This is a genomic window from Xenorhabdus sp. TH1 (assembly GCF_037260955.1).
Taxonomy (GTDB): Bacteria; Pseudomonadota; Gammaproteobacteria; order Enterobacterales; family Enterobacteriaceae; genus Xenorhabdus; species Xenorhabdus griffiniae.
Genome location: NZ_CP147734.1, coordinates 1,070,786 through 1,086,216, shown reverse-complemented (window position 1 = coordinate 1,086,216; position 15,431 = coordinate 1,070,786). Strand labels below are relative to the sequence as shown.

Here is a 15,431-nt window from a genome sequence, read left to right as displayed (position 1 = left end):
GCAATCGCCAGTTTTCCACTAAATACACACTATGCCAAGCTATTGAGCAAGAATCGGTGAAATTGCACGTTATTCATATTCGTCCAGCCACACCAACAAAATAGCTTCCAGTATTTTTTCGTTGGATTTCTGTGGATCGTCATCAAAACCTTCCAGCTCACAAATCCATTCATGCATGTCGGTGAAACGCACTGTTTTTGGATCTAAATCAGGAAATTTATCATACAGTGCTTCACCAATATCACGACTGTCAGACCATTTCATTTTCTGTTCTCCTGTCAGTGTTCGCGCGCATGGTTAATGGTGTATTTGGGGATTTCAACGACTAAATCCTCATCGGTAACTTTAGCCTGACAGCTCAAACGGCTTTCAGGCTCCAAACCCCATGCTTTATCTAACATGTCATCTTCCAGTTCAGAGCTTTCTTCCAGTGAGTCAAAGCCTTCCCTGACAATACAGTGACAAGTGGTACACGCACAGGATTTTTCACAGGCATGTTCAATCTCAATGCCATTACGTAATGCAACATCCAGAATGGATTCGCCTTCCTTTGCTTCCAAGACTGCCCCTTCAGGACAAAGTTCGTTATGAGGTAAAAACACAATTTTCGGCATATATTAAATCTCATCCACAGAATGACCCGCCAAAGCCCGGCGGATTGATGTATCCATACGGCGTGCTGCAAATTCTTGCGTTTGCTTGTCCAGTTGTTTTATTGCACTTTCAATTGCCTCAGGGGAGGTTCCCTGAGCACTTTCAATTAATACATGTGCAGCAGCATCAATCGCCGCCAGCTCTTCTTGATCCAGCAAATCTGCATCTTTTTCCAATGCACTGGTTAAACTTTCCAGCATTCGAGCGGCTTCTACTTTCTGTTCAGCTAATTTGCGTGCCTGAACATCTTCCTGTGCATTAGACATAGAATCTTTGAGCATATGGGCAATTTCTTCATCCGACAAACCATAGGAAGGTTTCACCTGAATGGAAGCCTCAACACCCGTGGATTTTTCTAATGCACTGACACTTAGCAAGCCATCCGCATCGACCTGGAAGGTCACACGAATGTGTGCACCACCAGCCGGTAATGGCGGAAGACCACGCAGTGTGAAACGCGCCAGTGAACGGCAATCACTAACCAGTTCTCTCTCGCCCTGCACCACATGAACGCTCATCGCACTTTGACCATCTTTAAAAGTGGTAAATTCTTGCGCTTTAGCAACGGGAATGGTGGTATTACGTGGAATGACTTTTTCAACCAACCCTCCCATTGTCTCTAAGCCAAGTGACAGCGGGATAACATCAAGTAACAGCATTTCGCTATCTGGTTTGTTACCCACCAGAATATCGGCCTGAATTGCAGCACCCACTGCGACAACTTTATCTGGATCGATAGACGTTAATGGTTCGCGATCGAAGAATTCTCCCACCATGCTGCGTACCAACGGCACGCGCGTTGAACCACCAACCATGACGACCTGCAAAACCTCGTCAATCGTTACACCTGCATCTTTCAGCGCCCGACGGCAGGAGAGTAATGTACGTTTGACCAAAGCGGCAATCAATTCGTTAAATTCGGTACGAGTAATGCTGCCCTGCCAGTTAGCTATATTGATTTCCGCGCTCTCAGCTTCACTCAAGGCAATTTTGGTTTGGGTAGCAACATCCAGCAATTGACGCTGTAATCCGTGGCCGTTATCACTGATCCCAGCCTGCTCACGTATCCAATTTGCTAACAACGAATCAAAATCATCACCACCAAGGGCGGTATCTCCCCCTGTTGCCAGCACTTCAAACACGCCTCGGCTAAGGCGAAGAATAGAAATATCAAATGTTCCGCCACCAAGATCGTAAACAGCGATTATCCCCTCCTGACCGGAATCAAGACCATAAGCAATGGCTGCCGCAGTAGGTTCATTCAAGAGACGCAGAACATGCAAGCCCGCTAAACGAGCAGCATCTTTAGTGCCCTGACGCTGAGCATCGTCGAAATAAGCAGGCACTGTGATCACAACACCATCAAGTTTACCATCCAAGGTTTCTTCTGCCCGTTGCGCCAACGATTTCAATATTTCAGAAGAAACCTGAATAGGATCTACCAGCCCCGCCACAGTATTGATCAATGGCAAACCATTTTCACTGGCCTGAAGTTGATATGGCAGGTTAGGATAACGCTGTTGAACGTCAGCCAAAGATCGTCCCATCATCCGCTTGACTGAACTGATTGTATTGGCAGGATCAGACGCAGCCTGTTGACGCGCCTGCCAACCAACTTGAATCTCTTCTTTACGATACTGTACAACAGAAGGAAGTAAGTGACGGTTATCACTGTCTGCCAATGTTTCCGCCTGGCCACTACGGACGGTCGCAACCAGAGAGTGAGTTGTGCCAAGATCAATCCCTGCAGCCAGTCGGCGCTGGTGCGGTGCGGCAGATAAACCTGGTTCGCTGATTTGTAATAAAGCCATATGTGCCCCTATAAATCTATATCAGCCGAAATTTACTCAACTGAAATGCATTCAGCCAAAAATCCGCTAAAAATCATCCAACAACCGCTCTTCCAGTTGTTCAACCTGCTGTTGCAATTTATCCAGAAAGCGTAACTTACGGACGGTATCAGCTGCAATTGACCATTCGGCAGCATTGAGTTGCTGTTCCATCTGCTCACTGCGTGTTTTAATCATTTTATGCAAGCGAGAGGAAAAATCGTTCAAGGCTGCCTCTGAATCTGCACGATGTTCAATGGCATCAAGCTCTTCACGCAATTCCAACTGCTGCATCAAAAAAGCCGTATCCTGCATCGTGTGCTGTTCGTTGGATAGATCAAACCCTTGCTGAGAAAGCATGTATTCTGCGCGTTTCAGGGGATGTTTGAGTGTCTGATAACCATCATTAATGGTAGCAGCTTGTTGGAGTGCCAGCGCTTTTTCACGTTCTGGCTGGTTGGCAAAACGATCAGGGTGAAACTGGCGTTGCAATTCCTGATAACGGGTCACCAACTGTTCGCGATCAATCGCATAACGTGCAGGCAGCCCAAATAAAGCAAAATAGTCCATAAGTTACTCTTAGTTTCGCAAAATGCGGGTCAAAAAATGGGATTAAACGTGGAAACTTTCTCCACAACCGCATTCGCTGGAAACATTGGGGTTGTTGAATTTAAAGCCTTCATTCAGACCTTCTTTAACGAAATCCAACTCAGTACCATCAAGATAAATGATGCTTTTACCGTCAACGATGACTTTCACGCCCTTATCTTCGAAAACCTGATCTTCTTCATTTACTGCATCAGCAAATTCAAGCACATATGCCATACCAGAGCAGCCGGATGTTCTCACTCCCAAGCGCAACCCGACACCTTTTCCTCGATTGGTCAGAAAAGCCAAAATACGTTGGGCTGCACTTTCTGTCACGGAAATTGACATACAACACCTCACTTTAAAACTCGTAAAGGTGGATATTGCTACAATATCCACCAGAATTATGTTCTTTTTATGAAAAATTATTTGGCTTGGCGCTTGCTCTTGTAATCAGCGATAGCCGCTTTGATAGCATCCTCTGCCAAAATAGAGCAATGGATTTTCACTGGTGGCAGTTCTAATTCTTCAGCAATTTGCGTGTTTTTAATTGCCTCAGCCTGTTCCAACGATTTACCTTTCATCCATTCTGTTACCAAAGAACTGGATGCAATGGCCGAGCCACAGCCATAGGTTTTGAAACGTGCGTCTTCAATGATACCTTCATCGTTGACTTTGATTTGCAGTCGCATGACGTCACCGCAAGCGGGTGCTCCTACCATGCCACTACCCACTGTTGGATCTTCGTTATCGAATGAACCAACATTACGTGGGTTTTCATAGTGATCAATTACTTTGTCGCTGTAAGCCATATCGTTACTCCTGAAACCGTCTGATTAATGATGAGACCATTCGATGGTGCTAAGATCCACACCTTGCTTGAACATTTCCCACAATGGAGAAAGATCACGCAAGTGACCAATCGCGTTGTGGATCAGTTTGATTGCATAGTCTATTTCTTCTTCTGTGGTAAAACGCCCCAAAGAGAAACGAATAGAACTGTGCGCCAGTTCATCATTCATACCCAGTGCGCGCAGGACATAGGAAGGCTCCAGACTCGCTGAAGTACATGCCGAGCCAGAAGATACTGCCAGATCTTTCAATGACATCATCAATGACTCACCTTCAACATAGTTGAAGCTGACATTCAGAATGTGTGGCGCTCCCTGTTCCAAATCACCATTCAGGTAAACTTCTTCAATATCTTTAATACCGTTCCACAAACGCAGACGTAAACCACGCAGGCGTTCTGCCTCTGATTCCAGCTCTTCTTTCGCGATACGGTAAGCTTCACCCATGCCAACAATCTGGTGAACAGGCAATGTACCTGAACGCATACCGCGTTCATGACCACCACCATGTTGTTGAGCTTCAATGCGTACGCGAGGCTTACGACGAACATACAGCGCACCAATCCCCATCGGGCCATAAAGTTTATGGGCAGAAAAGGACATCAAATCCACTTTTAGCTGGCTGAGATCGACAGGCACTTTACCAACACTTTGGGTTGCATCAACATGGAAAATAATGCCACGACTGCGGCATAATTCACCAATAGTCATGATATCCTGAACAATACCAATTTCGTTGTTAACGTGCATGATAGAAACCAGAATGGTGTCTTCACGCATGGTCGCTTCCAACTCTTTCAGATCAATCAGGCCATTGCTCATTGGCGCCAGATACGTGATCTCAAAACCTTCGCGCTCCAGCTGACGACAAGTATCTAAAACCGCTTTATGCTCAGTTTTACTGGTAATAATGTGCTTGCCTTTCTTCTGATAAAATTTTGCAGCACCTTTAATTGCCAGGTTATCTGATTCTGTCGCACCGGAAGTGAACACAATTTCACGTGGATCCGCGCCTACTAAGTCAGCAATTTGATTGCGCGCAATATCAACCGCTTCTTCAGCCTGCCAACCAAAACGGTGTGAACGGGAAGCTGGGTTACCGAAGACGCCGTCAATAGTCAAATAATTCATCATCTTTTCAGCAACACGTGGATCGACTGGTGTTGTTGCTGAATAGTCCAAATAAATGGGTAATTTCATTGCTCACATGCTCCGTAAGACATTTTTAATACTTTTCATTGCCACACAAGTATTTGCCGCAAGTTACGCACGCAGATTAACGTTAATCGTCTCTTGAAGTCTGCCGTTAGGGCCAGGGGTACGACGCTTATCGCCGTCTTGACGATCAGCAACATCCAATACTTCTTGGTTATTCACTAATTCTTTTAAACTGATACTACTCAGGAAGCTCGTGATGCGATCACTGAGGTCACGCCACAAAGCATGGGTCAAACACCGATCACCGCCTTGACAACCTTCTCGCCCCTGACAACGAGTGGCATCAACAGATTCATCAACCGCTGAAATCACTTCAGCAACGAAAATTTTACCGGCATCTCTACCCAATAAATAGCCGCCACCTGGACCACGGACGCTAGAAACCAGACCATTTTTACGCAGGCGGGAAAACAACTGCTCAAGATAGGAAAGAGAAATACCCTGACGTTCAGAAATATCGGCTAACGGCACCGGCCCTTCTTGTGAATGCAACGCCACATCTAGCATGGCTGTTACCGCATAACGTCCTTTTGATGTCAGTCTCATAACAAAAACTCCGTGGTGAAATATGGTTGAAATTGTGGCATTCCTGAGTATTTTAGTCAACTATTTAACCGAGTAATTCACTCAACTATTATTTGACGCTCTTTTACTTTTTCACTTACCTATCCCGACTGTTTTCCGCTATTGTCCAGTTACCTATTTTCCCATTACATTGTATTTTCTAGCGACTGCTTCCTGTTACTTTCTGCTACAGTTTTTATCTGCATTAAACTTCAAGTTGCAATTTACACACTATATGAAACCACACACATCTTGAAGTTAGATGGGTATACTGTACCAATTTATTTTCTATCCCACTTTTCCATGGAAGTCAGTATACCACGCAGGATATTCAGCTCTTGGGTTTCTGGCCGGGCACGAGTGTAAAGACGTCTTAATTTATTCATTATCTGGCCCGGATGCGCTTTGCGAATAAAACCGGACTCTTTCAATACCTGTTCAAGGTGCTGATAAAAACGCTCCATGTCTTCGACAGGGGGATACTCTACTTCATGCTCTGGAGACGTTGCTTCTTTTAACTCCTGAGCCGCAAGGTATGCCATGCGAATTTCATAGCTAACCAACTGAACCGCCATTGCTAAATTCAATGAACCATATTCTGGGTTAGTTGGGATATAAAGGTGATAATTACACTTTTGCAACTCTTCGTTAGTCAAGCCAACACGTTCACGGCCAAAGACAATAGCAACTGGCGAGTGGCTGGCAGTTTCGACACAACGTTCACCACATTCACGTGGCTCCACCATCGGCCAGGATAGGGTTCGGGAACGGGCACTGGTGCCAATGACTAACTCACACCCGGCCAATGCTTCATCCAACGAATTCACAATCGTTGCATTGCCGATAACATCACTTGCACCGGCTGAAAGTGCGATAGCGTGAGAATCAGGTTGGACAATGGGATTCACCAGATACAGGTTGGTCAATCCCATGGTTTTCATGGCCCTGGCGGTTGATCCCATGTTCCCCGTATGGGAGGTTTCTACCAGAATAATGCGGATATTCTCTAACATGACGGCTTTTAAATTCAGTATAAGAGCCGAATATCTTAACACAGCATTAGTCATTTTGACGAACTACTGCTATAATGCGCGCCAATTTATTTCCCGTTCTTTAAAATCCTGGTGGAAGATACCCCATGCATCCGATGCTAAACATCGCTATACGCGCTGCGCGTAAGGCCGGCAACTACATTGCCAAAAGCTACGAAACTCCTGATGCTGTTGAAGCAAGTCAAAAAGGCAGTAATGATTTCGTTACCAATGTTGATCGTGAAGCAGAGAAGCTGATCATTGACATCATCCGTAAATCTTACCCTAAACATACGATTATCACCGAAGAAAGTGGTGATCACATAGGAGAAGAAGATGACTTCCAATGGGTTATCGATCCACTGGATGGCACCACCAACTTTATTAAACGTCTTCCTCATTTTGCTGTTTCCATTGCCGTACGCATTAAAGGCCGCACAGAAGTGTCTGTGGTTTACGATCCAATGCGCAATGAACTGTTCAGTGCAACTCGTGGCCAAGGCGCTCAATTGAACGGTTATCGTCTGCGTGGCGCTAATGCCCGTGATCTGGACGGCACTATCCTTGCGACAGGTTTTCCATTCAAAGCTAAGCAACACACTATCCCTTACATGAATGTACTGGGTAAATTATTTGAACGTTGTGCAGATTTCCGTCGCACAGGTTCGGCAGCACTGGATATGGCGTATGTTGCTGCCGGACGTGTCGATGGTTTCTTTGAAATTGGCTTAAAACCTTGGGATTTCCTGGGTGGTGAATTGCTGGTACGTGAATCAGGTTGTATTGTCACCGATTTCGTTGGTGGCCATAACTATGTCAGCTCTGGCAATATCGTTGCAGGTAGCCCACGTATCGTTAAAGACATTCTGTCTGAAATGCGTGAAGAATTGACTGAAGCATTAAAACGTTAATTCGTTATTATTGAATAAATATAATTTGAGCAATGTTATTTTTAGGGCACCTATCGGGTGCCCTTTTTCTTATCTTCGTTTTTTTATTAGCGCGAAAGTGAATGGGCTTCAACTTTTGGTCTCAGGAATAGGGCGGGCAAAACAACCAGTGCCATCACCCCAAATATACCACTTCCTATCTGCTCATACATGAAGCCGGCAACCATACTCATGACAGCAATACCGCCCCCCATCGCTAAAGCAGAGTAAGTTGCTTGCAACCGGATAATTTCGTTTTCCTTTCTGGCGCCAATAAAACGCATCGCGGCCAAATGGCAAACAGTAAAAGTACCACAATGCAGGATTTGAATAATAATCAACACTGGTAACTCGGTTGAGGTTCCCATAAGCCCCCAACGAACGACACCACAAATCCCCGACAACAATAGTAAATTACGGGCACTCCAACGACGAAATAATTGTTTACTAAAAGTAAAGACAACAACTTCAGCCACTACACCCAAGGACCAGAGATAACCAATGGTTGATGAGGAATAACCCGCTTGCTCCCAATAAATGGAACCAAAACTGTAATATCCCGCATGGGCGGCCTGCAATAAAGTGACACAGAGTAAAAACCGCCACACTGATTTTTCAGATAAGAGTTCTTTAAAAGAAACAGCATTAATATTGGCAGCTTTAATCTTACCTACTGGCATGATGGAGGGTTTCAACATCATACCCAATAACATGGCGGTAACACTGAATAGCAAGAAAGCAAGAATGATATGGTGTGTACCGAATAACTCATGACCGATCCAATTATTCAAACGATCAAACGATATATTCCAGTCAACATTCAGGCTACTGATTGAGAAATTGATCCCATTGGCAGACATCAATATGCCTGCCAACGAAGAACTAATAACAAATGCAATCGAACCCCAAACCCTTACCTTGCCATAATCAAACGTAAACTGCTTTTGCCATGTTCCCGCTAAAGCATCTGATAAGGGGACTAATGGTGAGAAGAATAAATTGAAACCAACCATGATAAAGAAAAGCCATGCCCAATGGCTACCAAATACAAAGCCAATGGCAAAAAGCAAGGCCAATAATGAGAGAAGACGTAATGCGTTAATTAATTTAGCGGGGTTTTTTACCGTAGGAGAGATAACCAAACTGCCGACAAAGCGAGCTACCATTCCAACACCTAGCAAGATCCCTATCATTGAGGCATCAATGCCTTCACCTTTTAACCAGACAGACCAAAAAGGCAAGAATATACCGTAAGAAAAAAAATAGGTGAAATAGCCCAAGCCTAACCAAAATGTCGATGGAACAACCATCCAAATGCCCCCGTTTTTGATACAAAAAACCCGCTCAAAACTGACGTTATGAGTCGGGTTTATTACTAAACTAAATTTTATTTAAATTATGCGTAAACCGGATATTTTGCGCAGATATCTAATACCTTTTGCTTAACACTTTCAATGATTGCTTCATCATTGATATTATCCAGCACATCACACATCCAGCCAGCCAGCTCACGGGATTCTGCTTCCTTGAAACCACGGCGGGTAATTGCAGGCGTGCCGATACGAATACCAGAAGTGACGAATGGGCTGCGTGGATCATTAGGTACGCTGTTTTTGTTCACGGTGATATTGGCACGTCCCAAGGCCGCATCAGCATCTTTACCCGTAATGTCTTTGTCCACCAAATCCAGCAAGAACAAATGGTTTTCGGTTTCTCCAGAAACCACTTTGTAACCGCGTTGCAGGAATACGTCTACCATCACTTTCGCGTTCTTAGCAACTTGGTGTTGGTAGGCTTTGAATTCAGGCTCCATCGCTTCTTTCAATGCAACTGCCTTACCAGCAATAACGTGCATCAACGGACCACCCTGGGAACCAGGGAAAACAGAGGAATTTAGTTTCTTGTAAAACTCTTTATCACCACCCTTCGCCAAAATCAAGCCGCCACGTGGGCCAGCCAATGTTTTGTGCGTTGTGGTTGTGACAACGTGTGCATGAGGCACTGGGTTTGGATAAACCCCTGCGGCCACCAGACCTGCTACGTGAGCCATGTCAACGAACAGATAGGCACCGATTTCATCCGCAATTTCACGCATCTTCGCCCAATCGACAACACCAGAATAAGCAGAAAAGCCGCCGATGATCATTTTAGGCTGATGTTTTTGCGCTTGATTACGAATATCGTCGTAATCGATTTTGCCATTTTCATCAATACCATAAGGCACGATATTATAAAGTTTGCCAGAGAAGTTAACTGGGGAGCCGTGAGTCAGATGGCCACCGTGCGCCAGATTCATCCCTAAAACCGTATCGCCGGGTTTTAGCAGTGTCATATACACCGCAGCATTTGCCTGAGAACCAGAGTGTGGCTGGACATTAGCATAATCTGCACCAAACAACGCTTTTGCGCGGTCAATCGCAAGCTGCTCAACCACATCAACATACTCACAGCCACCGTAGTAACGTTTACCCGGATAACCTTCCGCATACTTGTTAGTCAGCTGAGAGCCTTGTGCCTGCATTACTCTTGGGCTGGTGTAGTTTTCAGAAGCAATCAATTCAATGTGTTCTTCTTGACGACAAACTTCCTGTTCCATCGCTTGCCACAGTTCGGGATCGTAATTCGCAATATTCATTTCACGCTTTAACATTTGGTTCTCCTGACTCAGCTACATCTCTAAAAAAATACCCCTGAGGGCCAGAATGGCACACAGTGTAAACTCTTTTTATCGAATGAGATAGTCTTGACAAAATAAATTACGCAAACGTTTGCACTCCACCCTGGTAACCCAATAGAAGCTAAATAACCTGTTGTTTCACTAATGATTATGGATTTATTACTGAGATTTGTGATCCTGATCGTGATCCACGTTAATTAAAATTCTATTTTTTTGATTTAAGAAGAGATAATCATCTTTTCTTAATTTGACTCATTCCCAAACCCTATAAGTTGCATTTAAAATGCAATTTATAAATTTCAGCATTATGTGAGAAAAATTCAGGAGATCCCCATGCTAGATAGTCAGGTTATCGCAACCATAAAATCGACCATTCCATTAATTGTTTCTACAGGTCCTAAGCTAACTGCGCATTTTTACGAGCGGATGTTCAAGTATAACCCTGAATTGAAAGATATTTTTAATATGAGTCATCAGATCAACGGTGATCAGCGGGAGGCACTTTTCAATGCCCTTTGTGCTTATGCTGGCAATATCGATAATCTGTCAGCACTCTTACCTGCCGTAGAAAAAATCGCCCATAAACATGCCAGCCTCAGTATTCAACCTGAGCATTATCAAATTGTCGGTAAGCACCTGCTGGCAACGATTGATGAAATGTTTCATCCTGGTGACGAAGTTCTCAACGCCTGGGGAGAAGCTTACAACGTATTAGCTAATGTCTTTATCAATCGAGAAGAGGAAATTTATCAAAGTGGTGAATCCCTGGAAGGAGGTTGGCGTGATCTACGTCAGTTTCGTGTTAGCCGGAAACAACCACAAAGTGATGTTATCACTAGCTTTGAGTTTTCGCCTGTTGATGGTGGCAAGGTTATGGATTACAAACCAGGGCAATACTTGGCAATCTATGTAGAAGATCCCTCATTTGACAACCGTGAAATCCGCCAATATTCACTGACTGCCGCGCCAAACGGAACCAGTTACCAAATTGCCGTCAAACGTGAACCTCAAGGCAAAATTTCAAACCATCTGCACGATAAGGTACAGGAAGGGGATATTGTGATGCTAGCTGCACCACACGGTGATTTCTTCCTTGATGTACAACCTGATATGCCAGTTACGCTGATTTCTGCCGGGGTTGGTTTGACACCAATGATGAGTATGCTGCAATCCCTGCATAACCAACATCATATTGGTGCAGTAAATTGGTTCCACGCCGCAGAGCATGGTGGCCATCATGCATTTGCCAATAAGGTGAATGAAATTTCCCAATCTATGTCTAATTTGTATTCACAAGTTTGGTATCGTGAACCCAGAGATATAGATCAGAAAGGCATACATTACCAGCATATTGGGCTGATGGATCTATCGCTCGTGAAGGATGCAATAGCGGTAAAAGGGATGCAATTCTATTTCTGTGGGCCTGTGGCTTTCATGCAACATATCGCCAAACAGCTGCTGGCAATGGGCATTGATGAACAACATATCCATTATGAATGTTTTGGCCCACACAAAGTCATTTAGTAAAGTTCACCGAATAAACAAGATAAGTGATAGCGGATAAAAATCGGATATTTCCACTCCTCATCTCCTACATTAAGTTAGGATATGGAATAACTGATAATATTTCCGTTATCACTTTTTTCAGGTGATTTTAGTGACTTGATTAAATCGCTTCTTCATCCTGCTCGCCGGTACGAATGCGCACAACACGGGCAACATCGAAAACAAAAATTTTGCCATCACCAATTTTGCCTGTTTGTGCAACCTGCATGATTGTTTCGACGCAGGTATCAACAATATCATCCGGTACGACAATTTCTATTTTTACCTTTGGCAGAAAATCCACCATATATTCTGCGCCGCGATACAGTTCAGTATGCCCTTTCTGACGGCCAAACCCTTTCACTTCTGTCACCGTCATACCAGTGATACCCACTTCAGCCAGCGCTTCACGCACATCATCCAGCTTGAAAGGTTTGATAATTGCATCAATCTTTTTCATCAAGTTTTCCTGTAATTACCAATTATTACGCCCGAAACCAGATGTAATCGGGTAGCGCCGATCTTTACCAAAATCACGCTGCGTAATGCGTGGGCCAATAGGTGCCTGGCTACGTTTATATTCATTAATGTCAACCAGTCGGATCACCTTGCGTACAATGGCTTCATCAAAACCTTCGGATACCAGATCAGCCACTGATTTATCTTTTTCAACATACCCTTCGAGGATCGCATCCAGAATGTCATAGGGAGGAAGGCTATCCTGATCCAGTTGATTTGGTGCCAACTCCGCTGACGGTGGACGATCAATCACACGCTGAGGGATCGCCGGAGATACGGTATTACGATATTTAGCCAATGCAAATACCATCGTTTTAGGAACATCTTTCAAAGCATTAAAGCCACCCGCCATATCGCCGTACAGGGTTGAGTACCCGACTGCCGACTCACTTTTGTTACTGGTGGTCAATACCAAGCGACGACGCTTGTTAGACATTGCCATTAAAATCACTGCGCGGCAACGTGCCTGTAAATTCTCTTCTGTCGTATCTTTTTCTGTTCCCGCAAACATGGGGTCAAGCTGTGCCATAAACGCATCAAACATGGGTTCGATGGAAACAACGTCAAATTCAACCCCCAGCAATTCTGCTTGTTCTCTGGCATCGTGGATACTTATTTCTGAGGTATAGCGGAATGGCATCATGACCGCCTGCACGTGATCTTTACCCAAAGCATCCACAGCAATTGCCAATGTCAACCCTGAATCAATCCCACCTGACAAACCAAGCAAAGCGCCTTTAAAACCGTTCTTTTGCACATAATCACGTACAGAAAGCACTAACGCCTTATAAATTTGCGCCAGAGGGGGCAATTGAGGGATCGGATTTGCCATAGGTTCAATGTTCATTTCATTGAAACGACATTGTTCAACCTGTTCCTCAAATGCCGCCATGCGATGGGTTATTTCACCATTGGCATCAAAGACCTTAGAACAACCATCAAAGATAAGCTGATCTTGCCCCCCCACCTGATTAAGATAAATAATTGGCAAATGAGTACGCTGGCAGTGGGATTTAATTAATGTACTGCGGATATTCGGTTTTTCACGATTATAAGGAGAAGCATTAATCGACAAGACGATTTCTGCCCCCGCCTGTTTCAAGGCATCAATGGGAGCATCAAACCACAAATCTTCACAAATCAACAAACCAAGGTTATAACCCTTGAATGGGATAACACAGTTTTGATCACCCGCGTCGAAATAACGCTCTTCATCAAAAACGCCATAGTTTGGCAATAACTGTTTGAAGTAACGAGCCACAATTTCCCCTCGCCAAAACAGGGAAAGTGCGTTGTAAAGTTTGCCATCCTGTTGCCACGGATGCCCTACCAAGATACCAACCTGAGCGCTTGCTTGTTGCAAACGTACCAATTGTTCACGGCAACGCTGATGTAAATCAGAACGGAATAACAAATCTTCAGGAAAATAGCCAGACAGCGCCAGCTCAGAAAACATAACCAGATCAGCGCCTTTTGCCTGCTGCTCCCGAACTGTCTGCAACATACGTTCACTGTTGCCTTCAATGTCTCCTACCAACCAATTTAACTGGGCAAGAGCGATATTAAGAGTACGACTCATAGAATGCGGCTCTCCTGGGCCATAAATCATCTATCTGCTTTACTGGGTCTTAGCAGCAAAGCAATTTATTTCTACTCAGTGTAAGAATTTTTGCAGGAGCAGAAAAGTTATTCCTTAAAATCGTTAGCATCCAGCTCGTGGCGTGCCAACAATTTATAAAATTCTGTCCGGTTCCGCCCTGCCATACGAGCGGCATGGGTCACATTGCCTTTGGTTATCTGCAACAATTTACGCAGGTAATTCAGTTCAAACTGACCACGGGCTTCCACGAATGTCGGCAATGCCGTATTTTCCCCTTCCAATGCCTGAGTAACTAGCGCATCACTAATGACCGGAGCCATCGTCAATGCCACACACTGTTCGATGACATTAACCAATTGACGAACATTGCCCGGCCAACTTGCTGCCATCAGGCATTTCATGGCCGTAGTGGAAAAACTGCGCACAAACGGTTTATGGCGTTTAGCTGCGTCACGTAACAGATGATTAGCCAAGAGAGGAATATCTTCTGCGCGTTCGTTCAAGGCAGGAATTTTCAAATTAACAACATTCAATCGATAATAGAGATCTTCCCGAAACTCATTACGTTGCATGGCTTTAGGCAGGTCACGGTGGGTTGCCGAAATAATTCTGACATCAATGTCGATATCCCGATTACTCCCCAATGGACGGATCTTGCGTTCCTGTAGCACTCGCAAAAGTTTAACTTGCAACGCCATCGGCATATCGCCGATTTCATCAAGGAATAATGTTCCTCCTTGCGCCGCTAAAAATAGCCCTTCCCGACTGCTGACTGCGCCTGTAAACGCGCCTTTGGCATGACCAAATAATTCAGATTCAAGTAATTGCTCAGGTAAGGCACCACAGTTAATAGCAATAAAAGGTTTCTTCGCTCTGGGACTTGCCCGATGAATAGCTTGCGCCAATACCTCTTTACCGGTTCCGCTTTGCCCATTAATTAGAACACTCACATCGGATTGAGCCACCATCTTTGCCTGTTCCAGTAAACGCAACATCAAAGGGCTTCGGGTAACAATTTTCTCGCTCCATTGCCCATCAATGGCTGGCGTTGAGAGTTCCAGCGCATCATCAATCGCTTTATAAAGTGCGTCACGATCAACAGGCTTGGTCAGAAAACTAAATACACCTTGCTGCGTTGCTGCCACCGCATCAGGAATAGAACCATGCGCAGTCAGAATAATGACCGGCATACCGGGATGCTGTTTCTGGATCTCAGCAAACAGTGCCATACCATCCATTTCATCCATGCGTAAGTCACTGATCACTAAATCTACTTTTTCTCTCGCCAGTATGCGTAACGCTTCATGACCACTCTCTGCGGTCGTGACACGAAAGCCTTCACTGGTCAAACGCATTCCCAATAGTTTTAACAAGCCGGGATCATCATCAACTAAAAGAAGATGGGCGGAATTGCGTACTGTCATTA

Annotated in this window: 16 protein-coding genes; 2 read left to right on the top strand and 14 right to left on the bottom strand. The window is 44.6% G+C overall.

Translation table 11 applies throughout. From position 1 onward, the window contains the following. Positions 1–69: 69 nt before the first annotated feature. From iscX to trmJ, 9 genes are all read right to left on the bottom strand, one after another. Positions 70–264 carry a Fe-S cluster assembly protein IscX gene (gene iscX, locus WDV74_RS04795; RefSeq protein WP_189759909.1) on the bottom strand — a complete coding sequence of 65 codons (195 nt, stop codon included), beginning with the start codon at positions 262–264 and terminating at the stop codon, positions 70–72. A gap of 14 nt (positions 265–278) precedes the next feature. Continuing rightward, on the bottom strand, positions 279–614 hold the full coding sequence (fdx, locus tag WDV74_RS04790; protein WP_074023187.1) for an ISC system 2Fe-2S type ferredoxin: 336 nt from the start codon (positions 612–614) through the stop codon (positions 279–281). Between the two features lie 3 nt (positions 615–617). Next, positions 618–2,465, bottom strand: a complete 1,848-nt coding sequence (hscA, locus tag WDV74_RS04785) for a Fe-S protein assembly chaperone HscA (RefSeq protein WP_338884937.1) — start codon at positions 2,463–2,465, stop codon at positions 618–620. Positions 2,466–2,531: 66 nt separating this feature from the next. Next, positions 2,532–3,053: a co-chaperone HscB gene (gene hscB, locus WDV74_RS04780; protein WP_338884935.1), complete on the bottom strand. Its 522-nt coding sequence runs from the start codon at positions 3,051–3,053 to the stop codon at positions 2,532–2,534. 42 nt (positions 3,054–3,095) lie between these two features. Continuing rightward, complete coding sequence (iscA, locus tag WDV74_RS04775; RefSeq protein WP_189759906.1) at positions 3,096–3,419, bottom strand: iron-sulfur cluster assembly protein IscA; 324 nt, start codon at positions 3,417–3,419, stop codon at positions 3,096–3,098. A 77-nt stretch (positions 3,420–3,496) separates the two neighbouring features. Then, positions 3,497–3,883, bottom strand: coding sequence for a Fe-S cluster assembly scaffold IscU (gene iscU / locus WDV74_RS04770; protein WP_074019771.1), 387 nt, complete (start codon positions 3,881–3,883; stop codon positions 3,497–3,499). Between the two features lie 24 nt (positions 3,884–3,907). After that, positions 3,908–5,122: an IscS subfamily cysteine desulfurase gene (locus tag WDV74_RS04765; protein ID WP_338884934.1), complete on the bottom strand. Its 1,215-nt coding sequence runs from the start codon at positions 5,120–5,122 to the stop codon at positions 3,908–3,910. A gap of 63 nt (positions 5,123–5,185) precedes the next feature. Next, positions 5,186–5,686, bottom strand: a complete 501-nt coding sequence (iscR, locus tag WDV74_RS04760) for a Fe-S cluster assembly transcriptional regulator IscR (protein WP_338884932.1) — start codon at positions 5,684–5,686, stop codon at positions 5,186–5,188. 299 nt (positions 5,687–5,985) lie between these two features. Beyond that, positions 5,986–6,717: a tRNA (cytosine(32)/uridine(32)-2'-O)-methyltransferase TrmJ gene (gene trmJ, locus WDV74_RS04755; RefSeq protein ID WP_338884930.1), complete on the bottom strand. Its 732-nt coding sequence runs from the start codon at positions 6,715–6,717 to the stop codon at positions 5,986–5,988. Between the two features lie 125 nt (positions 6,718–6,842). On the opposite strand from trmJ, the gene suhB reads away from it, so the two are divergent. Beyond that, the gene (suhB, locus tag WDV74_RS04750) at positions 6,843–7,646 is read left to right on the top strand and encodes an inositol-1-monophosphatase (protein ID WP_338884928.1); all 804 of its coding nucleotides are present in this window, start codon (positions 6,843–6,845) and stop codon (positions 7,644–7,646) included. Between the two features lie 86 nt (positions 7,647–7,732). Here suhB and WDV74_RS04745 read toward each other — a convergent pair whose 3' ends face one another. Next, the gene (locus WDV74_RS04745; RefSeq protein WP_338884927.1) at positions 7,733–8,974 is read right to left on the bottom strand and encodes a 3-phenylpropionate MFS transporter; all 1,242 of its coding nucleotides are present in this window, start codon (positions 8,972–8,974) and stop codon (positions 7,733–7,735) included. Between the two features lie 86 nt (positions 8,975–9,060). Further along, positions 9,061–10,314 (bottom strand): serine hydroxymethyltransferase, encoded by a 1,254-nt coding sequence (glyA, locus tag WDV74_RS04740; RefSeq protein WP_338884926.1) that lies wholly within the window; start codon positions 10,312–10,314, stop codon positions 9,061–9,063. A gap of 360 nt (positions 10,315–10,674) precedes the next feature. On the opposite strand from glyA, the gene hmpA reads away from it, so the two are divergent. Further along, positions 10,675–11,865, top strand: a complete 1,191-nt coding sequence (gene hmpA / locus WDV74_RS04735) for an NO-inducible flavohemoprotein (RefSeq protein WP_338884925.1) — start codon at positions 10,675–10,677, stop codon at positions 11,863–11,865. Between the two features lie 142 nt (positions 11,866–12,007). On the opposite strand, the gene glnB is transcribed toward hmpA, so the two are convergent. From glnB to glrR, 3 genes are all read right to left on the bottom strand, one after another. After that, complete coding sequence (gene glnB, locus WDV74_RS04730; RefSeq protein WP_045971762.1) at positions 12,008–12,346, bottom strand: nitrogen regulatory protein P-II; 339 nt, start codon at positions 12,344–12,346, stop codon at positions 12,008–12,010. Positions 12,347–12,361: 15 nt separating this feature from the next. Beyond that, positions 12,362–13,984, bottom strand: coding sequence for an NAD+ synthase (locus WDV74_RS04725; RefSeq protein ID WP_338884924.1), 1,623 nt, complete (start codon positions 13,982–13,984; stop codon positions 12,362–12,364). Positions 13,985–14,091: 107 nt separating this feature from the next. After that, positions 14,092–15,429, bottom strand: coding sequence for a two-component system response regulator GlrR (gene glrR / locus WDV74_RS04720; RefSeq protein WP_273559430.1), 1,338 nt, complete (start codon positions 15,427–15,429; stop codon positions 14,092–14,094). Between the last annotated feature and the right edge of the window lie 2 nt (positions 15,430–15,431).

Bases quoted from the DNA above. Each gene is read 5' to 3' on its own strand.
- hscB (WP_338884935.1), bottom strand. From the start codon at position 3,053: ATGGACTATTTTGCTTTATTTGGGCTGCCTGCACGTTATGCGATTGAT.
- iscX (WP_189759909.1), bottom strand. From the start codon at position 264: ATGAAATGGTCTGACAGTCGTGATATTGGTGAAGCACTGTATGATAAA.
- trmJ (WP_338884930.1), bottom strand. From the start codon at position 6,717: ATGTTAGAGAATATCCGCATTATTCTGGTAGAAACCTCCCATACGGGG.
- WDV74_RS04725 (WP_338884924.1), bottom strand. From the start codon at position 13,984: ATGAGTCGTACTCTTAATATCGCTCTTGCCCAGTTAAATTGGTTGGTA.
- iscR (WP_338884932.1), bottom strand. From the start codon at position 5,686: ATGAGACTGACATCAAAAGGACGTTATGCGGTAACAGCCATGCTAGAT.
- hscA (WP_338884937.1), bottom strand. From the start codon at position 2,465: ATGGCTTTATTACAAATCAGCGAACCAGGTTTATCTGCCGCACCGCAC.
- fdx (WP_074023187.1), bottom strand. From the start codon at position 614: ATGCCGAAAATTGTGTTTTTACCTCATAACGAACTTTGTCCTGAAGGG.
- glnB (WP_045971762.1), bottom strand. From the start codon at position 12,346: ATGAAAAAGATTGATGCAATTATCAAACCTTTCAAGCTGGATGATGTG.
- iscU (WP_074019771.1), bottom strand. From the start codon at position 3,883: ATGGCTTACAGCGACAAAGTAATTGATCACTATGAAAACCCACGTAAT.
- WDV74_RS04745 (WP_338884927.1), bottom strand. From the start codon at position 8,974: ATGGTTGTTCCATCGACATTTTGGTTAGGCTTGGGCTATTTCACCTAT.
- WDV74_RS04765 (WP_338884934.1), bottom strand. From the start codon at position 5,122: ATGAAATTACCCATTTATTTGGACTATTCAGCAACAACACCAGTCGAT.
- iscA (WP_189759906.1), bottom strand. From the start codon at position 3,419: ATGTCAATTTCCGTGACAGAAAGTGCAGCCCAACGTATTTTGGCTTTT.
- glrR (WP_273559430.1), bottom strand. From the start codon at position 15,429: ATGACAGTACGCAATTCCGCCCATCTTCTTTTAGTTGATGATGATCCC.
- hmpA (WP_338884925.1), top strand. From the start codon at position 10,675: ATGCTAGATAGTCAGGTTATCGCAACCATAAAATCGACCATTCCATTA.
- glyA (WP_338884926.1), bottom strand. From the start codon at position 10,314: ATGTTAAAGCGTGAAATGAATATTGCGAATTACGATCCCGAACTGTGG.
- suhB (WP_338884928.1), top strand. From the start codon at position 6,843: ATGCATCCGATGCTAAACATCGCTATACGCGCTGCGCGTAAGGCCGGC.